The 18,939-nt window shown below is 70.8% G+C and carries 20 protein-coding genes; 11 read left to right on the forward strand and 9 right to left on the reverse strand.

Going from position 1 to position 18,939, the window contains the following annotated elements:
* Positions 1-4: 4 nt before the first annotated feature.
* On the reverse strand, positions 5-535 hold the full coding sequence (locus tag ACIQVT_RS10670) for an NUDIX domain-containing protein (protein ID WP_403750516.1): 531 nt from the start codon (positions 533-535) through the stop codon (positions 5-7).
* A 1-nt stretch (position 536) separates the two neighbouring features.
* Positions 537-1,892, reverse strand: coding sequence for a tetratricopeptide repeat protein (locus ACIQVT_RS10675; RefSeq protein WP_403750518.1), 1,356 nt, complete (start codon positions 1,890-1,892; stop codon positions 537-539).
* 224 nt (positions 1,893-2,116) lie between these two features.
* On the opposite strand from ACIQVT_RS10675, the gene ACIQVT_RS10680 reads away from it, so the two are divergent.
* The 4 genes from ACIQVT_RS10680 to ACIQVT_RS10695 all read left to right on the forward strand — a co-directional run bounded on the left by ACIQVT_RS10680 (position 2,117) and on the right by ACIQVT_RS10695 (position 5,129).
* Complete coding sequence (locus ACIQVT_RS10680; protein ID WP_403750520.1) at positions 2,117-2,866, forward strand: hypothetical protein; 750 nt, start codon at positions 2,117-2,119, stop codon at positions 2,864-2,866.
* 80 nt (positions 2,867-2,946) lie between these two features.
* Positions 2,947-3,858, forward strand: a complete 912-nt coding sequence (locus ACIQVT_RS10685; RefSeq protein WP_403750522.1) for an aminoglycoside phosphotransferase family protein — start codon at positions 2,947-2,949, stop codon at positions 3,856-3,858.
* Between the two features lies 1 nt (position 3,859).
* A complete protein-coding gene (locus ACIQVT_RS10690; protein ID WP_403750524.1) occupies positions 3,860-4,552 on the forward strand; it encodes a class I SAM-dependent methyltransferase in 693 nt (230 codons plus the stop codon).
* Positions 4,553-4,583: 31 nt separating this feature from the next.
* Entirely contained in the window at positions 4,584-5,129 is a 546-nt protein-coding gene (locus tag ACIQVT_RS10695) for an HAD domain-containing protein (protein ID WP_403750526.1), read from the forward strand.
* A gap of 66 nt (positions 5,130-5,195) precedes the next feature.
* Here the strand turns inward: ACIQVT_RS10695 and ACIQVT_RS10700 are convergent, their stop codons facing one another.
* A complete protein-coding gene (locus tag ACIQVT_RS10700) occupies positions 5,196-5,699 on the reverse strand; it encodes a hypothetical protein (protein WP_403750528.1) in 504 nt (167 codons plus the stop codon).
* Positions 5,700-5,966: 267 nt separating this feature from the next.
* Positions 5,967-7,055 (reverse strand): redox-regulated ATPase YchF, encoded by a 1,089-nt coding sequence (ychF, locus tag ACIQVT_RS10705; protein ID WP_403750530.1) that lies wholly within the window; start codon positions 7,053-7,055, stop codon positions 5,967-5,969.
* Between the two features lie 365 nt (positions 7,056-7,420).
* Here ychF and ACIQVT_RS10710 point away from each other — a divergent pair, with 365 nt between their 5' ends.
* On the forward strand, positions 7,421-7,786 hold the full coding sequence (locus ACIQVT_RS10710; RefSeq protein WP_403750532.1) for a DUF6542 domain-containing protein: 366 nt from the start codon (positions 7,421-7,423) through the stop codon (positions 7,784-7,786).
* Between the two features lie 43 nt (positions 7,787-7,829).
* Here ACIQVT_RS10710 and ppgK read toward each other — a convergent pair whose 3' ends face one another.
* Together ppgK and ACIQVT_RS10720 are read right to left on the reverse strand one after the other, a co-directional pair.
* Complete coding sequence (gene ppgK, locus ACIQVT_RS10715) at positions 7,830-8,576, reverse strand: polyphosphate--glucose phosphotransferase (protein ID WP_403750534.1); 747 nt, start codon at positions 8,574-8,576, stop codon at positions 7,830-7,832.
* 29 nt (positions 8,577-8,605) lie between these two features.
* Complete coding sequence (locus ACIQVT_RS10720) at positions 8,606-9,622, reverse strand: 4-hydroxy-3-methylbut-2-enyl diphosphate reductase (protein WP_403750536.1); 1,017 nt, start codon at positions 9,620-9,622, stop codon at positions 8,606-8,608.
* A gap of 166 nt (positions 9,623-9,788) precedes the next feature.
* Here ACIQVT_RS10720 and xseA point away from each other — a divergent pair, with 166 nt between their 5' ends.
* The 3 genes from xseA (at position 9,789) to ACIQVT_RS10735 (ending at position 11,990) form a co-directional block, all read left to right on the forward strand.
* Complete coding sequence (gene xseA / locus ACIQVT_RS10725; RefSeq protein WP_403750538.1) at positions 9,789-10,997, forward strand: exodeoxyribonuclease VII large subunit; 1,209 nt, start codon at positions 9,789-9,791, stop codon at positions 10,995-10,997.
* Positions 10,994-11,242 (forward strand): exodeoxyribonuclease VII small subunit, encoded by a 249-nt coding sequence (locus ACIQVT_RS10730; RefSeq protein WP_403750540.1) that lies wholly within the window; start codon positions 10,994-10,996, stop codon positions 11,240-11,242. Before xseA ends, ACIQVT_RS10730 begins: the two co-directional genes overlap by 4 nt.
* Before the next feature lie 157 nt (positions 11,243-11,399).
* Positions 11,400-11,990, forward strand: a complete 591-nt coding sequence (locus ACIQVT_RS10735) for a malonic semialdehyde reductase (RefSeq protein WP_403750542.1) — start codon at positions 11,400-11,402, stop codon at positions 11,988-11,990.
* 68 nt (positions 11,991-12,058) lie between these two features.
* Here ACIQVT_RS10735 and ACIQVT_RS10740 read toward each other — a convergent pair whose 3' ends face one another.
* On the reverse strand, positions 12,059-12,586 hold the full coding sequence (locus tag ACIQVT_RS10740; protein ID WP_403750544.1) for a DUF4245 domain-containing protein: 528 nt from the start codon (positions 12,584-12,586) through the stop codon (positions 12,059-12,061).
* A gap of 128 nt (positions 12,587-12,714) precedes the next feature.
* Here ACIQVT_RS10740 and glpX point away from each other — a divergent pair, with 128 nt between their 5' ends.
* The gene (glpX, locus tag ACIQVT_RS10745) at positions 12,715-13,749 is read left to right on the forward strand and encodes a class II fructose-bisphosphatase (protein WP_403750546.1); all 1,035 of its coding nucleotides are present in this window, start codon (positions 12,715-12,717) and stop codon (positions 13,747-13,749) included.
* 503 nt (positions 13,750-14,252) lie between these two features.
* Here the strand turns inward: glpX and ACIQVT_RS10750 are convergent.
* Positions 14,253-14,627, reverse strand: coding sequence for a WhiB family transcriptional regulator (locus tag ACIQVT_RS10750; RefSeq protein ID WP_403750548.1), 375 nt, complete (start codon positions 14,625-14,627; stop codon positions 14,253-14,255).
* A gap of 124 nt (positions 14,628-14,751) precedes the next feature.
* The gene (locus tag ACIQVT_RS10755) at positions 14,752-15,453 is read right to left on the reverse strand and encodes a DUF1707 domain-containing protein (RefSeq protein ID WP_403750550.1); all 702 of its coding nucleotides are present in this window, start codon (positions 15,451-15,453) and stop codon (positions 14,752-14,754) included.
* Positions 15,454-15,712: 259 nt separating this feature from the next.
* Between ACIQVT_RS10755 and ACIQVT_RS10760 the strand changes: the two genes are divergently transcribed.
* Positions 15,713-17,383, forward strand: a complete 1,671-nt coding sequence (locus ACIQVT_RS10760) for a fumarate hydratase (RefSeq protein WP_403750552.1) — start codon at positions 15,713-15,715, stop codon at positions 17,381-17,383.
* A 155-nt stretch (positions 17,384-17,538) separates the two neighbouring features.
* Positions 17,539-18,936 carry a class II fumarate hydratase gene (locus ACIQVT_RS10765; RefSeq protein WP_403750554.1) on the forward strand — a complete coding sequence of 466 codons (1,398 nt, stop codon included), beginning with the start codon at positions 17,539-17,541 and terminating at the stop codon, positions 18,934-18,936.
* The last annotated feature ends 3 nt before the right edge of the window (positions 18,937-18,939 follow it).

Consider the following 18,939-nt stretch of genomic DNA (forward strand, 5'->3'; position numbering starts at 1 on the left):
GCAACTAGCGCCACCCGTTAAGTGACACCTGAGAGCTGCCTCGCAGGTACTGACGGAGAGCACTGGCAGTCGTGTCGACAAAGGCGTCAGGGATTACGTTGGCATCAACCCAGCAGACCCGGGAGTGCTTGCGCGGTTCGCGGTTCTCGGGTTCGCCAGTCCACTCGTGGACGGCGAAGACGACCGTCAGGAAGCCGTTGGGGGCTTCGACGCCCCAGGCGCCGTGGATGATGTGGGCGACCTTGAGGGACTCGGGCTTCACCATGAGGCCGGTCTCCTCGTAGAGCTCGCGGACCGCGGTTTCGGTGATGGGCTCGCCGGGCTCGCTCTTGCCGACGGGGAGGTCCCACAGGCCCTGGGCGAACTTGGCGTTCTCGCTGCGCTGGAGGAGGACGACGCGGTTGGTGGCCTTGTCGTGGACGATGACAGCCGCGACCAGCAAGGTCATCGATTTGAGCGCCGGCTTGAGGGCTTGGGAGCGGTCGTCGGTCTGCTGGGCCACGGTGTTCCCTTCGTCGGGCGGGTTGTTGGGCATGTTAGGCGAGGGCCTCGCGGGCGCGGCGGGCGAGATCGGCGGCACCAGGAACGCGGCGGCGCTGGTAGACCGCGAGGGTGGAGCGGATCGAGGTGATCGCCTTGCGGGTGCGGTCGGAGGTCATGCCTTCCATGAGGACCACGGCTTGGGTCCAGGCGGCTACGGCCTCGTCGGCGCGGGCCTGGGCGGCGAGGCTGTCGCCGAGATCTGCGTGGGTGAGGGCGTGGACGCGCTTGTATTTCGCGGGGTCCCAGCGGGTGAGGGCGTCTCGGTGCTGCTGCTCGGTGCCAATGTGGTCTGCGAGGTCGGTGAGGGTGCGGGCGGTGTGGCTGGCCACGGTGCCGGCGGCGGGGCCACTCACGCGGGAGTAGCTGGGCTGGGGGTCGTCATCGCGGAGGAGGGCGTCCTCGGCGGCGAGCAGGGCGCGTGCAGCCGACGGGTTCTCGTCGGTGGCTGCGTAGGCGCGGGCGTGGGTGATGTGGAGGAGCGCCTCGGTCTGGCCGTCTACGTGGTCGAGGCCGCGCTTCAGGGCGCCTTCGACGAGGTCGACGCAGTGGTGGGGCTGTTTGAGGCTCAGGGCTTGGTGGGCGAGAGCGCGCATCATCCAGGCGGCGTGGCCGTGGGGGTCGGCTTCGCAGGCGAGCTTGTAGCCGACCTGGTAGTAGCGCTGGGCGGCGCCTTCCTGGCCGAGGTCGTGGTGTTTCCAGCCTGCGAGGTAGGCGAGTTCGGCGACGGCGCCGAAGGCGGCCCGGCGTAAGGCTTCGCTGGGGAAGCGTCCGCGCAGCATGGGGGCGGCGGTGTCGGCGAGGTACGCGGTGACGGTGGTCAGGCCGTGCCCGCCGCCGAGGCGCTCGTCGGCGGCGCTGAAGGCCGCGGTGATCTGGCGTACGACGTCCACGTCCTCCACGCCGACCAGCGACGTGCCCGTGCGGGCGCGGAGCATGCGGGCGGTGGCTTCGTGGTCGTATCCGAGAGGCATGGCGACGCCGGCGGTGGTGAAGGCCGCGATGGCGAGGAAGCGGCGGCGCTCGACGTCGGCCCGGCCCAGGTCGGTGACCGCGAGGACGGGGTCGGATTCCGCCGGCTCTTCGTCATCACCGACGTGAAGGCCGATCTCGGTCTGGGTGATCGTACGCCCCGCTCGCCGGGACAGCGCCTCGGCCAGGTACTGACCTACCCGGCCCGACGGGGTACGGGTCCCGTTCACCCAGTGCGAGATGGCCGACTTGTTGGTCTGGAGGATCTCGCCGTTCTCGGCGGCGATGCGCCGCACGTCTCTGGCGAGGGCCTCGTAGGTGCAGTCGACCGCCGCGATGACGTCGCGCAGACGGGAGTTGGCTTCTCTCGGCGCCGCCACGATCGCCTCCACTCCGGACCTGTAAACCGCGTATACCGCTTCAACTGCCTTCCACCGTACCCACTCAGCGTGACCACCGGTTCACTTATCAGCAGCCGCCCGGAACGGTGTGACCGTGTTCCAGGCTCCCCCTTGGTCCGGGCGGCACCCCGAATTTCCGTACGTCCACACCGGGCTCGGGCATTCCTGTGCCCGAACCCGGCCAATCAGAGACGGAGAACACGGTGACCACCATCGACACCACGGCCATCACGGTCGAGCTGCCCGAGGCGTTCGACCCGCGCTGGAGCCGCCTGCCCGGCATCCAGGTCGACGGCCGGCACATCACGATCGACCCGGCCGAGTACTTCTTCCGCTTCGAGTCGAACACCTGGCTCGTCGCCGACTGGGAGCTGGTCAAGTCCCAGCTCCTGAACGTGGACGAGACGACCGAGAGCGCGGTCGAGCAGCTCGCGCTCGACTTCATCAAGCAGCACAGCGAATCCACCTCCGACTCCACCCGCGTCCTGGTCACCGCGTACGAGGTGTACGCGTACCTGTTCCGCGAGGAGCACCTGGCCGGCCTCGGCCTGCCGCAGATCACCGCCGACCACCTGCGGATGCTCCGCGAGGCCGCCACGCTCATGGCGCTCAACAAGGTCGAGCTCGACGGGCACATCTCCAACGTCGGCCCGTGCTGGTTCTTCCCCGCCGCCACCTCCGTCGTCTTCGACCTGGACGACCAGATGGGCGGGATGCTCGACGAGGTCTACCACGGCGGCTGGTTCAACGAGCACCGCCGCATCGAGTCCATCAAGGCCCACGCCGCCCTCGGCGGCCGGCTCGTGCACGGCTGCCAGTCCGTGCCGGACCAGTCCGGCGGCGTGGTCGCGCCCTACGGTGCCTCGATGGCGAACTTCCGCGACGACCTCGCGGCCTTCAAGGCGGGCTGGATCGAGCAGGTCTACGCCCACCGCGTGAACCCCGCCGCGTAACCCACACCAGCTCAGGCTCCAGGGCGGGCTGGCATCCCTCGCCCGCCCCGGACGCCACCACCCCTCCCCGGAGCCCTTACGTGACCACGAACCCCAGCGCCGAACTCCTCGACAACCTGCTCACCGCGACCGGCCAGACCACCGCCCTACGGGAGGAGGTACGCGTGTGGTCCATGTCCGGCGTCGAGCGCGTCACCTTCCCCGACGGCACCACGGCCATCTTCAAGTACGCCAAGAAGCCCTTCGACAGCGAGGACCAGGCCCTCCGCCTGGCCCACACCCTCGGCGTACCCGTCCCCCAGGTCCACGCCTCCGCCGTCCTGGACGGCTGGCTCGGCATGCTCATGGAGGACCTCGGACCGTCCGTCCGCGAGGCCGACGACCTCGACGGCGTCGCCGCGGCCGTGGTGCTGCACGGAACCCGTACCGCTCCGCCCTTGCCCGTACTCGACCAGAACCAGCTGCGGACGCTGCCAGCCAGAACGCTGGAGCATCTCGAACAGCTACGCAAGGCCGACCGGTGGCAGGACGCCGACGACGTCGAGGACGCGCTCGACCGGATCGCCCAGGCCGCCGAGGCCCGCTCGGCCGGAGCGACACTGGAACCCTTCGGCTGGGTGCACTCCGAGTTCCACCCCACCAGTCTCCACATCGGCGAGCGCGGCTGGCGGCTGCTCGACTTCGCCCGCGCCTTCACGGGTCCCGGCCTGCTCGACCTCGCCAGCTGGCACGGAACGATCGATCCCCCACACCCCGTGCGCCTGCGCGTCTTCCTGGAGCAGTACGTCACCGCCGGCGGCACCCCCGACGCCCTCGCTCCGCGCGGCGGGCTCACCGCCGAGAACTGGGCCTTGGGCTGGCACCGCATGTGGGCCGTCGAGTGGTTCATGGAGCAGGCCATCCGCTGGATCAACGACCCGGCAACCGACCCCGCCTACATCAAGGCCGTCCGCCGCCACCTCACCGACGTCCTCCACCTCCTGGAGATCTGACGTGCTCGCCCAGGCATCCCCCTGGCACGCCCACGCCCTCCAACGCACCGCCACCGGACTCGCCGAACCTCTGGCAGTACCCGCCCGGATGGAGTGGACGACGAGACCCGGCCAAGGTCCCGGCGCCGACGTCCTCGGCCCCGACCTGCACGGCAAGCGACTCCTGGAACTCGGTTGCGGCCCTGGCCACAACGCCGCCCACCTCGCCACCCGCCATGGCGCCCGTGCCACCGGCGTCGACCTGGTCGGCCTCCAGGTCCGCCGCGCCCGCTCCCACTACGGACGACTGAACAACCTCACCTTCGCAGCCGGCCACGCCCTGCACTACCTGCAAGCCTCCGACGAGCAGTTCAACGCGATCTACTCCGTCTTCGGCGCCGTCGGTCTCGTCGCCCCCGAGCTCCTGCTCCCGGCTATCGCCCAACGCCTCACGCCCGGCCGGGTACTCGCCTTCTCCATCCCCCACCCACAGCGCGGCGGCCGCAGCCCCTCCGGCGACGACTGGCCCCGCCGCGACCACGTCACCCTGCCCGACCGCTCCCGGCTCCCCATCGCCCGCTGGGAGTTCTCCACGGACCGCTGGGAGAGGCACCTCAGCCGGGCGGGCTTCTGGCTCACCTCGGCCCAGGAGTTCCACGACCCCCGCATGGGCCACTGGCCCACCACCCTGCTGATCCGCGCCCGCAAGCTCTGACATCCGCGTTCATCCGGACTATGGAGGACCGATGCGCCCGCCTTACCTGCTCCTCGACATCGACGGCGTCCTCATACCCTTCCCCGACGAGCACGGCTCGACCCCGGCCACCCACGCCCGCCACGACGTCGTCCCCGCCGGCCGCAGCGCCGACAACCCGGTGACCATCTGGCTCCACCCTGCCCACGGCCGCCTGCTCATGAACTTGATCCGTACCGGCCTGGTCACCCCTGTCTGGTGCACCAGCTGGCGGCAGGACGCCGCCACCCTCATCGGCCCGCTCCTGGGCCTCCCGGACCTGCCGCACGTCGACCTGCCGCGTCCGCAGATCACCACCAGCCACCCCAACGGCTACCTGTGGAAGCGCGACCACGTCGACGCCTGGCTGGCAGACGCACCCGTCGTCTGGATCGACGACGACTTCACCGGTCTTGACCTCGCCTGGGCGGCGGAGCGCACCGCCAAGGGAACACCAACACTCCTTGTTCAGCCCGACCCGTGCCTTGGGCTGCAGCCCGAGCACCTGAACGAGGTCACGAGGTGGGTCGCGCAGTTTCGCGCAGTCCGCGCCACCTGACGACTGATGCCATCCCTGCCACGAACAGCGAGAGCATCAGGGTGCGCTGCGGGTCCTGCACCAGGACTATTGCAACAAGTCCGCTCCATCGCGCCCACTCGGGTCCATGGCCAAGAGATCTTCGTGCAGGCCCGAGAGGGCTCGACCAGTCGGGGCGCCGTCTTCGGCTGACTCCATGACGAGCCAGCCGACATCGATGCCCGATACGTTCACATCACTCCCGGTGTCGAGCTCATCGAGCGTTGCGAACACTGCCTCATAGGCGACCGCTCGCGCCAGGCGAGCGAGATCCTCCTTGTTGGCCCCAGCAGCAATGAGCCGCTGGGCAACAGGAAGCTGATCGATGGCATCCGGATCGGCCCAATAGCCGATCGGACCGCGCCACAGACTTCGCAGCAGCATGAACCGCGCGAGGTGTGGAAGGTCCTCGCGGATCTCCGATTTGGCCCAGTCGCCAGCATCGGCTGCTCCGAGTGCTTCGAGTCGCGCGCGCAGCGACTCCGCTGCCGCCCTTCCACGCGCGTCCAGACTGTTCAACCAAGCCTGCCACCCGCTCGAGGATTCACTCACCGTGACAGCATGCCCCACGCGTACCTCGGCTGGAGATCCGCCAGCACTATCAGCAGCTTGGCAGCCCAAGCCGATCGCTACTGTTGTCTGCGACTGAGGCGACGAATCCGGCGCAAGCTAGCACCCCTCTCCCGTAAAGCAGAAGAACCCCCGGCCGAATCAGCTGGGGGTTCTTCTGTGTACGCGACTTGACAGTCTCAGTGCACTAGGCGCTCAGGAAGGGCATGGCGGAGAAGACGTTCAACTCCTGACACGAGAAAACGAATGTCAGACGTTGAACCGGAACTCCACCACGTCCCCGTCCTGCATCACGTACTCCTTGCCCTCCATGCGGGCCTTGCCCTTGGCGCGGGCCTCGGTGACCGAGCCGGTCTCGACGAGGTCGGCGAAGGAGACGACCTCGGCCTTGATGAAGCCCTTCTGGAAGTCGGTGTGGATCACACCGGCGGCCTCGGGGGCCGTGGCGCCCTTCTTGATCGTCCAGGCGCGGGACTCCTTGGGGCCGGCCGTCAGGTAGGTCTGGAGGCCGAGGGTGTCGAAGCCGACGCGGGCGAGGGTGGCGAGGCCGGGCTCGTCCTGGCCGACGGACTGGAGGAGCTCGAGGGCCTCCTCCTCGTCCAGCTCGGCGAGGTCGGACTCCAGCTTGGCGTTGAGGAAGATCGCCTCGGCGGGGGCGACCAGGGCGCGCTGCTCGTTCTTGAACTCCTCGTCGACCAGCTCGTCCTCGTCGACGTTGAAGACGTAGAGGAACGGCTTCGTGGTGAGCAGGTGCAGGTCGTGCAGGAGCTCCGCACGCTCGCTGCCCTGGACGATGCCGTGGGCGAAGAGCGTGTCGCCCTTCTCCAGGATCTCCTTGACCTCCTCGACCGCCTTGACCTTGGGCGCGATGTCCTTCTTGATCCGCGACTCCTTCTGGAGGCGGGGGAGGACCTTCTCGATGGTCTGGAGATCGGCGAGGATCAGCTCGGTGTTGATCGTCTCGATGTCGTCCTTCGGCGAGACCTTGCCGTCGACGTGGACGACGTTCTCGTCCTTGAAGGCCCGGATGACCTGGCAGATCGCGTCCGACTCGCGGATGTTCGCGAGGAACTTGTTGCCGAGGCCCTCACCCTCGGAGGCGCCGCGCACGATGCCGGCGATGTCGACGAAGTCGACCGTGGCCGGGATGATGCGCTCCGACTTGAAGATCGCGGCGAGCTGCGCGAGGCGGCCGTCGGGGACGCCGACCACGCCGACATTCGGCTCGATCGTGGCGAACGGGTAGTTGGCCGCCAGCACGTCGTTCTTGGTCAGGGCGTTGAACAGGGTCGACTTGCCGACGTTGGGCAGGCCGACGATTCCGATCGTGAGCGACACGTTGCGACTTCCCGTTGATGAGTGGGCCAGGGGCTGCCAGGCCAGAGACCGACACTGGCCGATCCACCAGTTTACGGCGTCCGGGGCACCGGGCTCGCGGGAGCGCGGGACGGCCGGCCGAGCGCTCCCCGTCGGCGTGTCTGAGGGCTGATTGGGCACATAAACAGACCTAAGTTGGTCCAATGGAGCAACGCAGGACGCGACGTCCGAACAACGGACCGCGACGTGGACAACCGCCCGCCCCGCTGCCACCGCAGGCCCGGCGCGGGCCGGCCGATGAGCGCGGGCCCGCGCCCGGGGCCGCCCGCGCGGCACGGGCACGCCGTACGGTGCGGCCGGCGGGAGCCGGCGGACGGCCGGCCGACATGAAGCTCACCGGGCTCGGCGGCGGGCTGTTCTGCGTCGTGGCGATGCTCCTGCTCGGCTACCTGGACCAGCTGCTGTTCGGGCGGTCCGGCACGGTGTACGGGCTGCTGTTCCTGCCGGTGTGCCTGCTCACGGCGGTATGGGTGCGCGACGGGGACGTGCTGACGGCCCCGGTGGTCGCGCCCATCGCGTTCACCCTGGGGCTGCTGCCCCTCGCCGACGGCACCGGAGGACTCGCCGGCCGGCTGATGGGGCTGTTCACCGGGCTGGCCACGCAGGCGGGCTGGCTGTACGCGGGGACGCTGGCCGCCGGGGTGACCGTGCTCGTGCGCCGGACGCGCTGGGCGGGGAGGCGACGCACCTGAAGCGGCCGGGCCGCCCGGGACCGGGTCCGGGCGGCCCGTACGGTCAGGACCGCTGGGCCGCTCGCATCGCCGCTCCCACGATCCCCGCGTTGTTCTGGAGCTGCGCGGGGACGATCTCCGCCTGGACGCCCTCGATCAGGTGCAGGAACTTGTGCGCCTTGCGGCTGACCCCGCCGCCGATGACGAACAGCTTCGGCGAGAACAGCATCTCCACGTGCGCCAGGTACTGCTGCACGCGGTGCGCCCACTGCTCCCAGCTCAGGTCGTGGTCCTCCTTGGCCTTGCTGGAGGCGCGCTTCTCGGCGTCGTGGCCGTGCAGCTCCAGGTGGCCCAGCTCCGTGTTGGGGACGAGGACGCCGTCCACGAAGAGGGCACTGCCGATGCCGGTGCCGAAGGTGAGCAGGATGACCGTGCCGCGGCGGTCGCGCCCGGCGCCGAACTGCATCTCGGCGACGCCCGCCGCGTCCGCGTCGTTGACCACGGTCACCGGGAGGCCGCCGAGCCGGTCGGAGAACAACGCGCGCGCGTCCGTGTCGATCCAGCCCTTGTCGACGTTGGCCGCCGTACGGACCGTGGCACCGCCGGTGACCACTCCGGGGAAGGTCAGGCCGACCGGGCCGGTCCAGCCGAAGTGTTCGACGACCTGTCTGACCCCGTCGGCCACGCCGTCGGGCGTCGCCGGATGCGGGGTGAGCACCTTGCAGCGCTCCTGGGCCAGGTCGCCCCGGTCCAGGTCCACAGGGGCGCCCTTGATGCCGGAACCGCCGATGTCCACACCGAAGATCTGCATGGCTCCACGTTACGACGGACGACTGACAGTCATTCCCCGGGTGTACCGGTGCCGCCGCGCTCGGCGGTCAGCGCGGCCGCCTCCTCGCGCAGGTCGCGGCGGAGTTCCTTGGGCAGCGAGAAGGTGATCGACTCCTCGGCGGCCTTGACGATCTCCACATCGGCGTAGCCGCGCTCGGCGAGCCACTCCAGGACCTGTTCGACGAGGACCTCGGGCACGGAGGCGCCGGAGGTGACGCCGACCGTGCGGACGCCCTCCAGCCAGGCCTCGTCGATCTCGTCGGCGAAGTCCACCAGGTGGGCGTCGCGGGCGCCGGCCAGCTTGGCGACCTCGACCAGCCGCTTGGAGTTGGAGGAGTTGCGCGAGCCGACGACGATGACCAGCTCGGCCTCGGCGCCCATCTGCTTCACGGCGAGCTGACGGTTCTGCGTGGCGTAGCAGATGTCGTCGCTGGGCGGGGAGACGAGACCGGGGAACTTCGCCGTCAGGGCGTCGACGGTCTCCATGGTCTCGTCCACGGAGAGCGTGGTCTGGGAGAGCCAGACGACCTTCGAGGGGTCGCGGACCTCGACCTTGGCGACGTCCTCGGGACCGTCGACCAGCTGGATGTGGTCGGGGGCCTCGCCGGAGGTGCCGATGACCTCCTCGTGGCCCTCGTGCCCGATGAGGAGGATGTCGTAGTCGTCGTTGGCGTAGCGGACGGCTTCCTTGTGGACCTTGGTGACCAGGGGGCAGGTGGCGTCGATGGTGGCGAGCCGGCCCTGCCGGGCCTCGTCGTGCACGGCCGGGGCGACGCCGTGGGCCGAGAACATCACGATGTTGCCCGGCGGCACCTCGTCGGTGCGCTCGACGAAGACGGCGCCCTTCCTCTCCAGGGTCTGCACGACGTACTTATTGTGGACGATCTCGTGCCGGACGTAGATCGGGGCCCCGTACTGCTCCAGGGCCTTCTCGACGGCGATCACGGCGCGGTCCACACCGGCGCAGTAGCCCCGGGGGGCGGCGAGCAGGACACGGCGGCCAGGCGAAGCGGTCATGCGACCCATCGTAAGGCCGCGTCCGGTGGCCCGGAGATCACGCGCCCGGGGTCACGCGGGGAGATCCGGCGCCCGCGGGGGGCGAGGGCGTCCCCCGCGTCGCACCCCTGGCCGGTGTCGCCGGTGTCGTCTCGTGTCGGCCGGGTTGTCGGTACCGAGCGTTACGCTCGGGCGCATGGCTGTGAACACGTCCCCCGAGGCCCCGCTCCCCGTCGGCGCGGTGTCCCGCATGATCGGGGGCTGGATCGACCGGCTGGGCGCCGTGTGGGTCGAGGGGCAGATCACCCAGCTGTCGCGCCGTCCGGGCGCCGGCGTCGTGTTCCTCACGCTCCGCGACCCCTCGCACGACATCTCCGTCGGGGTCACCTGTTACCGCCAGGTGTTCGACGCCGTCGCGGACGTCGTCGGCGAGGGCGCCCGGGTCGTCGTACTGGCGAAACCCGAGTGGTACGCCCCCCGGGGCCAGCTGTCGCTGCGCGCCGCCGAGATAAGACCCGTGGGCGTCGGGGAGCTGCTGGCCCGGCTGGAGCAGCTGAAGAAGGCGCTGGCGGCCGAGGGTCTGTTCGCGCCGGAGCGGAAGAAGCCGCTGCCGTTCCTGCCGCAGCTGATCGGGCTGGTGTGCGGCCGGGCCTCCGCCGCGGAGCGGGACGTGCTGGAGAACGCCCGGCACCGCTGGCCCGCCGTCCGTTTCGAGGTGCGTAACGTCCCGGTGCAGGGCGTGCACGCCGTGCCGCAGGTGGTGCAGGCCGTCAAGGAACTGGACGCGATGGACGAGGTGGACGTCATCGTCGTCGCCCGGGGCGGCGGCAGCGTGGAGGACCTGCTGCCGTTCTCCGACGAGCAGCTCGTACGGGCCGTGGCCGGGTGCCGTACGCCGGTGGTGTCCGCGATCGGGCACGAGCCGGACAACCCGCTGCTGGACCACGTCGCCGACCTGCGCGCCTCGACGCCGACGGACGCGGCCAAGAAGGTCGTACCGGACGTGGGCGAGGAGCTGGAGCGGGTGGGGATGCTGCGGGACCGGGCGCGGCGTTGTGTGCGCGCGTCGGTGGAGCGGGAGGAGCGCGGACTGGCGCACGCGCTGGCGCGCCCCTCGATGGAGGACCCGCACCGGATGATCGACACCCGCGCGGACCAGGTGGGTTCGCTGCTGGACCGCAGCCGGCGGACCGTGGGGCACCTGCTGGACCGCGCGGAGTCGGAGCTGACGCACACGCACGCGCGGGTGGTGGGCCTCTCCCCCGCGGCGACGCTCCGGCGCGGTTACGCGGTGCTCCAGCGGGCCGACGGGCACGTGGTGCGGGACGCGGGAGAAGTGGCGGAGGGCGAGACGCTACGGGCTCGCGTCGCCGACGGTGAATTCACGGTGAAGGTGGGCGAATGACGGGCAAGGTGGACGAGGCGCTCTCGTACGAGCAGGCGCGCGACGAGCTGGTCGAGGTCGTACGACGGCTGGAGGCGGGCGGTACGACGCTGGAGGAGTCCCTGGCGTTGTGGGAGCGCGGCGAGGAGCTGGCCAAGGTGTGCCGGCGCTGGCTGGAGGGGGCACGGGCCCGGCTGGACGCCGCGCTGGCCGAGGAGGAGGCCGAGGAGGACGGGGGCGCCACGGGCGGGGAGCGGGCCGGGTAGGCGCCCGCGGGGTGGCGGTCGCGGTCCGGTGATCCCAGGGGGTTGTGAGGCGGGTCACCACACCCCCGTTTTTGTTGAAGATTAAACCTCACCTGCCGTAGGGTCGAGCCGTCAGCCGGTCCGGCCCCGGACCGACGCGCACCCGAGGAAGGCACGCATGTCTCTCGTTCTTGACCCCGCCGCCCAGGACCTGCTGTTCCGCGAGGCCCGCACCGCGAACACCTTCACCGACGAGCCGGTGACGGACGAGCAGGTCCAGGCGATCTACGACCTGGTCAAGTACGGCCCCACCGCCTTCAACCAGAGCCCGCTGCGCATCACGCTGGTCCGCTCCCCCGAGGCCCGCGAGCGCCTGCTGCCGCACATGGCCGAGGGCAACCGCGCCAAGACCGGCTCGGCCCCGCTGGTCGCGATCCTCGCCGCGGACAACGAGTTCCACGAGGAGCTGCCGGCCCTCTTCCCGGCCTTCCCGCAGGCCAAGGACCTCTTCTTCGCCGAGCGCCCGGCCCGCGAGAGCGCCGCCGCGCTGAACGCCGCCCTTCAGGCCGCCTACTTCCTCGTCGGCGTCCGCGCCGCCGGTCTGGCCGCCGGCCCGATGACCGGCTTCGACTTCGAGGGCGTCCGCAAGGAGTTCCTGGACGACGACCACACCCCGCTGATGATCGTCAACATCGGCCGGCCCGGCCCGGACGCCTGGTACCCGCGTTCGCCGCGCCTGGCCTACGAGGACGTCGTCACGACCGTCTGAGCAGCCCGCCCGCATGTGAAAGAGGCCCCCGGCGATCGCCGGGGGCCTCTTTCACATGCGGGTCGCGGTCACTTCATCCGCAGCGCAGCCGCCATCGCCGTCAACTCCTTGAACGAGGCGGTGCCGGCCACCACCGTCGTGGAGCCGGGGGTGTCCTGGAGCACCAGCGCGTCGTAGCGGCCGCCGGTGTAACGGGTCCAGGTGTGGCCGCCGGCCCGCTCGGTTCGCCGCGTCGCCGACGCTCCCTGGCTGGCCTGGTCGATGAACTCGGCGGGCTTCTCCGTGGACTGCTCGACCTGCGCGTACTGGCCGGCGGGCGTCTGGAAGCCGAGGTGCCAGCGGTCGCCCTTCTGCCCCTGGAAGCGCACCGATGTCGCCTTCCAGGTGTCCGGAAGGCCTTCGGGGGCGGCCACCGGATAGCTCACCGCCCGGCGGGCCGTGATCAGCTCGATCCGGTAGTCGACCCGCTTGAGGTCGGGAGCGCGATCGTTGTGCGGGAGGGCGATGAAGTAGACGACCGCCGCCGCGAAACCGATCAGGGCCAGGGAGATGATCATGTCCCGGGCCGTCTTCTGCTTGCCGTTCGAACCTGCCACGCCCACTATCGTCGCAGGTGCCCCGTGCGCTCATCCGTGGGGTCCCCTGCTCATTTTGTATGGTCAGCGATAGAGTCAGGGTCCAATACCCTCATCCGGCCGTCGTCGTATCAGAAAGGTGCGCACCGATGACCGAAAATCATCAACTGCCGTCCGAACTCGATGTTCCTTCGGAGGCTCCTGACCGCAACCTCGCCCTGGAGCTCGTCAGGGTGACCGAAGCCGCCGCGATGGCGGCGGGCCGCTGGGTGGGGCGCGGTGACAAGAACGGCGCCGACGGTGCCGCGGTGCGTGCCATGCGGACCCTCGTCTCCACCGTGTCGATGAACGGCGTCGTCGTCATCGGCGAGGGGGAGAAGGACGAGGCCCCGATGCTCTTCAACGGGGAGCACGTCGGCGACGGCACCGGGCCCGAGGTCGACATCGCCGTCGACCCGATCGACGGCACCACGCTGACGGCCAAGGGCATGCCGAACGCGATCGCGGTCCTCGCCGCCGCCGAGCGCGGCGCCATGTTCGACCCGTCCGCCGTGTTCTACATGGACAAGCTGGTCACCGGCCCCGAGGCCGCCGACTTCGTCGACATCGACGCGCCCGTGGCCGTCAACATCCGGCGGATCGCCAAGGCCAAGCGGTCCTCGCCCGAGGACGTCACCGTCGTCATCCTGGACCGGCCGCGGCACGAGGGCCTGATCCGGGAGGTCCGGGAGGCCGGCGCCCGTATCAAACTCATCTCCGACGGTGACGTCGCCGGCTCGGTGTACGCGCTGCGCGAGGGCACCGGCGTCGACCTGCTGCTCGGCATCGGCGGCACCCCCGAGGGCATCATCTCGGCCTGCGCCGTGAAGTGCCTGGGCGGGACGATCCAGGGCAAGCTGTGGCCCAAGGACGACGAGGAGCGGCAGCGGGCCATCGACGCCGGTCACGACCTCGACCGCGTGCTGACCACCGACGACCTGGTCTCCGGGGAGAACGTCTTCTTCGTGGCGACCGGCATCACCGACGGTGAGCTGCTGCGGGGCGTGCGGTACCGGTCGGAGACCGCGCTGACCGAGTCCATCGTGATGCGGTCCAAGTCCGGGACGGTCCGCAGGATCGACTCCGAGCACCGGCTGCGCAAGCTGCGGGCCTACAGCGCGATCGACTTCGACCGGGCCAAGTAGGCCCCGGCCGAACCGACCCCGGCAGGGCCGTGTCCCGCCGGGGGCGGCCTCGCCCCGGCCGACGCGTGCGGGCGTCGGCCGGCCGGCGCGGTGCGCTCCGGCGGGCGCGGCCCTGCGTGTTCGTACGGCCACTTGCCGACGGGCAGGATCGGCGTGCGGCCGCACCGGCGCGCCCCGTTCACTCCCCTCACCGAACTTGAGAGCGTGCGGCCACCGACGCGACCGTAGACCGCCGGGGCACCGCACACCGACCGGAGCGCCACCGACGTGCTCCTACGATCACCTGTCGACGGGCGCCGGACGGCCGCCTCCGTCGCGGCCGTGCCCGCGCTCTCCCCCGCAAGCCGGGGGACGCGGGGGCGCCCGGTGGAGAAGACGCGCGCAGGGCCGTGGACCACCGCGCTCCCGGCCCGCGCGGGCCGGTGTGCGGTCGCCCGGCGGCGGGCGTCGGACGCCCGCCGCCATCGCGGCCGTGCCGGCGCCGCGCGCCCGGCGGGGTGCGGTCAGCCTGCTATGCGGTTCGCCGTGGGGCGGGCCGTCTTCTTCAGGTCCATCTCGCGGCGCCGGCGTCGGGCCAGGACCACGCGGCGCTCGGCCGCCGTGAGGCCGCCCCAGACGCCGTAGGGCTCGGGCTGGAGGAGCGCGTGTTCACGGCACTCGACCATGACCGGGCAGCGGGAACAGACGCGCTTGGCCGCGTCCTCGCGGGAGAGCCGGGCGGCGGTGGGCTCCTTCGACGGGGCGAAGAACAGGCCGGCCTCGTCGCGCCGGCACACCGCCTCGGTGTGCCAGGCGGCGTCTTGGTCCCTGTCCCGCGCCGGCAGCCGCTGCGCAGGAACGGCAGCTACTTGCACAGACGAATGCGGCGGTTGCAGCACGGTCTACTCCTGACGACGGCTTCGCGAGCGAGAGACGATGCAGCAAGGCCTACCCGCTGTGCGCGCGCCTATGCACAGAGTTCCCGACCGCGGGCGTGTGGCGTCTTCTTCACCCCCCCCGGAGTCAATGCCCCAGCTGTTTGCGGAGCTTGCGGTCGACCTTGTCGTGGACGCGCTCCAGGATGTCCGCCACCCGGCTGCCCCGGCGGGCCCGCGCCTCCACGTTGCCGAGGACGGCCCAGCCGTCCACGTAGACCACCGGTGCCCGGGAGTCGGCCGAGTCGAGCGGGCTCACCTCGAAGTTGCCGAGGACACCGCCCCCGGTGCCGCGCAGCGAGACGTTCTCCGGGACGCGGATCTGGATGTCGCCGAAGACGGAGACCGCCTTGATCACCACCTGCTGGTACTCGAAGATCGCCTCGCTGAGGTCGATCTCGACGCTGCCGAAGACGGCGTACGCGTGCAGCCGACGCCCCGCGCGCCAGCGGCCCCGGCGCACGGCGCTGCTGAAGACCGCCACCACGCCGGCGTCGGCCTCCTCCGGGAGTGTGCCCGGCACGGGGCGCGGCGGGACGGCCGTATGGGCGGGGCCGGCGGACCGCTGGTGGGCGGCGGGCAGGTCCCGTACGAAGACCTCCAGCTCCGCCACCGTCTTGGCGTGCAGCACGCCCTCCACGCGCTCGGCGTGTTCCTCAGCGGTCAGCCGGCCCTCGGCGAGGCCCTCGCGGAGGATGTCTGCGGTGCGGTCACGGTCGGCGTCCGAGGCGCGCAGCTCGGCCACGCGCGGCGCGGTGTCCCGGGGCTGAGCCTGCTTCTGAAGGTCCACGGCAGCAGCGTACCCAAACGCGATAGATCGCGACTAGGGGTGTGGACGGCCCCGGGCGTGTCACCGTCGCGCCCCCGCCCCCGCCCCTCCCCCCGGACAGCCGGGGACGGACAGCCCGGGACGGCTGCGGCGGCTGAGCCTTACGTCACAGCCGCCGAGTCGCACCTCACGGGTTCCCGGCCGGCGGCAGGTCCTAGGCTGGTGAGGCCCGCCAGCGTCGGCGGGCGGCCGTCCGTCAGAGTGAGGAATGGGCTGAGAGATGCCTGAGTTCGCGTACACCGATCTGCTCCCGCAAGGAGAGGACACCACTCCGTACCGGCTGGTGACGTCCGAGGGCGTCTCCACGGTGGAGGGGCCCGACGGGCGGACGTTCCTCAAGGTGGAGCCCGAGGCGCTGCGCAAGCTGGCCGAGGAGGCGATCCACGACATCCAGCACTACCTGCGTCCGGCCCACCTCGCGCAGCTGCGCCGCATCATCGACGACCCCGAGGCGTCGGGCAACGACAAGTTCGTGGCGCTGGACCTGCTTAAGAACGCGAACATCGCGGCGGCCGGCGTGCTGCCGATGTGCCAGGACACCGGCACGGCGATCGTCATGGGCAAGCGCGGGCAGGACGTCCTCACCCGCGGGGAGGACGAGAGGCACCTCTCGCACGGCATCTACGACGCGTACACGAAGCTGAACCTGCGCTACTCGCAGATGGCTCCGCTCACCATGTGGGAGGAGAAGAACACCGGTTCCAACCTCCCCGCGCAGATCGAGCTGTACGCGACGGACGGCGGCGCCTACAAGTTCCTGTTCATGGCGAAGGGCGGCGGCTCGGCCAACAAGTCCTTCCTGTACCAGGAGACGAAGGCCGTCCTGAACGAGGCCTCCATGATGAAGTTCCTGGAGGAGAAGATCCGTTCGCTGGGCACGGCCGCCTGCCCGCCGTACCACCTGGCGATCGTCGTCGGCGGCACCAGCGCCGAGTACGCCCTGAAGACCGCGAAGTACGCCTCCGCGCACTACCTGGACGACGCGCCCACCGAGGGCTCGCCGCTCGGCCACGGCTTCCGGGACGAGGAGCTGGAGGAGAAGGTCTTCGAGCTGACCCAGAAGATCGGCATCGGCGCGCAGTTCGGCGGCAAGTACTTCTGCCACGACGTGCGGGTGATCCGGCTGCCCCGGCACGGCGCGTCCTGCCCGGTCGCGATCGCCGTCTCCTGCTCGGCCGACCGCCAGGCCGTCGCGAAGATCACCGCCGAGGGCGTCTTCCTGGAGCAGCTGGAGACCGACCCGGCGCGCTTCCTGCCGGAGACCACGGACGAGCACCTCGACGAGGCCGGCGACGTCGTGCGCATCGACCTGAACCAGCCGATGGACACGATCCTCGCCGAGCTGTCGAAGTACCCGGTGAAGACCCGGTTGTCCCTGACCGGCCCGCTGGTCGTGGCCCGCGACATCGCGCACGCCAAGATCAAGGAGCGGCTGGACGCGGGCGAGGAGATGCCGCAGTACCTGAAGGACCACCCGGTGTACTACGCCGGCCCGGCGAAGACCCCCGAGGGTTACGCGTCCGGTTCCTTCGGCCCGACGACGGCCGGCCGCATGGACTCCTACGTCGAACAGTTCCAGGCGGCGGGCGGCTCGAAGGTGATGCTCGCCAAGGGCAACCGCAGCAAGCAGGTCACCGACGCCTGCGCCGCCCACGGCGGTTTCTACCTCGGCTCCATCGGCGGCCCCGCCGCCCGCCTCGCCCAGGACTGCATCAAGAAGGTCGAGGTCCTGGAGTACGAGGAGCTGGGCATGGAGGCCGTCTGGCGGATCGAGGTCGAGGACTTCCCGGCCTTCGTCGTCGTCGACGACAAGGGCAACGACTTCTTCCAGGACCCGGCGCCGCAGCCGACCTTCACCTCCATCCCGGTGCGCGGGCCCGGCCTCGGCTGACCCGCCGGCGCGACGCGTGACACGGGCCCCCGGCCGCCGGCCGGGGGGCTCCGCGCGTCCCGCGGGGATGGTGGCCGCCCGCTGGGTGTACTCGTGGGGAGCCGACGGGGAATACGGGTTCCGCGTCAGCTGCTCACGTGTGCGGAGGTAGGACGATGACGAGCGAAGAGCCCCAGTACCGGATCGAGCACGACTCGATGGGTGAGGTCCGGGTCCCGGCCCATGCCAAGTGGCGGGCGCAGACCCAGCGTGCCGTCGAGAACTTCCCGGTCTCCGGGCAGCGCATCGAGCGGGCCCACATCGAGGCGCTGGCCCGCATCAAGGCGGCCGCGGCGAAGGTCAACGCCGAGCTGGGGGTGCTGGACGGGGACGTCGCCCGGGCGATCCAGGAGGCGGCCGGGGAGGTCGCCGACGGCCGGTGGGACGAGCACTTCCCGGTGGACGTCTTCCAGACGGGCTCGGGGACCTCGTCCAACATGAACACCAACGAGGTCGTCGCGACGCTGGCGACCGAGCGGCTCGGCCGGGACGTGCACCCCAACGACCACGTCAACGCCTCCCAGTCGTCCAACGACGTCTTCCCCTCCTCGTTGCACATCGCGGCGACCTCGGCCGTCACCCATGACCTGATCCCGGCCCTGGAGCACCTCGCGGCCTCCCTGGAGCGCAAGTCCGCGGAGTTCGCGGACGTGGTGAAGTCGGGACGCACCCATCTGATGGACGCGACGCCGGTGACGCTCGGGCAGGAGTTCGGCGGCTACGCGGCCCAGGTGCGATACGGCGTCGAGCGGCTGCGGGCCTCCCTGCCCCGGCTGGCGGAACTGCCGCTGGGCGGCACGGCGGTCGGCACCGGCATCAACACCCCGCCCGGGTTCTCCGCCGCGGTCATCGCGGAGGTCGCCCGGGTCACCGGGCTGCCGCTGACCGAGGCCCGCGACCACTTCGAGGCGCAGGGCGCCCGGGACGGCATCGTGGAGACCAGCGGGCAGCTGCGGACCATCGCGGTCGGCCTGACGAAGATCGCCAACGATCTGCGCTGGATGTCGTCCGGGCCGCGCACCGGCCTGGCCGAGATCCGGCTGCCCGACCTCCAGCCCGGCTCCTCGATCATGCCGGGCAAGGTCAACCCGGTCGTCCCCGAGGCCGTGCTGATGGTGGCCGCGCAGGTCATCGGCAACGACGTCACCATCACCACCGCCGGGGCCGCCGGGAACTTCGAGCTGAACGTGATGCTCCCGGTCATCGCCAAGAACGTGCTGGAGTCGGTCCGGTTGCTCGCCAACGCCTCGCGGCTGCTGGCCGACCGGACGGTGGACGGCATCACCGCGGACCGCGAACGCACCCGTGAGTACGCCGAGTCCTCGCCGTCGGTGGTGACCCCGCTGAACAAGTACATCGGCTACGAGGAGGCCGCGAAGGTCGCCAAGAGGTCCCTCGCCGAACGGCGGACCATCCGCGAAGTCGTCCTGGACGGCGGGTACGTGGAGCGCGGCGACCTCACCCTGGAGCAGCTCGACGAGGCACTGGACGTTCTGCGGATGACGCACCCGTGACCG

The sequence above is a fragment of the Streptomyces sp. NPDC100445 genome (assembly GCF_044759735.1).
In the GTDB taxonomy this organism is placed as follows: Bacteria; Actinomycetota; Actinomycetes; order Streptomycetales; family Streptomycetaceae; genus Streptomyces.

What these genes read in the sequence shown, in the direction of transcription:
- ACIQVT_RS10735 (WP_403750542.1), top strand. Translation starts at nt 11,400, where the DNA reads ATGTCTCTCGTTCTTGACCCCGCCGCCCAGGACCTGCTGTTCCGCGAG.
- ACIQVT_RS10720 (WP_403750536.1), bottom strand. Translation starts at nt 9,622, where the DNA reads ATGGGTCGCATGACCGCTTCGCCTGGCCGCCGTGTCCTGCTCGCCGCC.
- xseA (WP_403750538.1), top strand. Translation starts at nt 9,789, where the DNA reads ATGGCTGTGAACACGTCCCCCGAGGCCCCGCTCCCCGTCGGCGCGGTG.
- ACIQVT_RS10710 (WP_403750532.1), top strand. Translation starts at nt 7,421, where the DNA reads ATGAAGCTCACCGGGCTCGGCGGCGGGCTGTTCTGCGTCGTGGCGATG.
- ACIQVT_RS10670 (WP_403750516.1), bottom strand. Translation starts at nt 535, where the DNA reads ATGCCCAACAACCCGCCCGACGAAGGGAACACCGTGGCCCAGCAGACC.
- ppgK (WP_403750534.1), bottom strand. Translation starts at nt 8,576, where the DNA reads ATGCAGATCTTCGGTGTGGACATCGGCGGTTCCGGCATCAAGGGCGCC.
- ACIQVT_RS10760 (WP_403750552.1), top strand. Translation starts at nt 15,713, where the DNA reads ATGCCTGAGTTCGCGTACACCGATCTGCTCCCGCAAGGAGAGGACACC.
- glpX (WP_403750546.1), top strand. Translation starts at nt 12,715, where the DNA reads ATGACCGAAAATCATCAACTGCCGTCCGAACTCGATGTTCCTTCGGAG.
- ACIQVT_RS10730 (WP_403750540.1), top strand. Translation starts at nt 10,994, where the DNA reads ATGACGGGCAAGGTGGACGAGGCGCTCTCGTACGAGCAGGCGCGCGAC.
- ACIQVT_RS10765 (WP_403750554.1), top strand. Translation starts at nt 17,539, where the DNA reads ATGACGAGCGAAGAGCCCCAGTACCGGATCGAGCACGACTCGATGGGT.
- ACIQVT_RS10695 (WP_403750526.1), top strand. Translation starts at nt 4,584, where the DNA reads ATGCGCCCGCCTTACCTGCTCCTCGACATCGACGGCGTCCTCATACCC.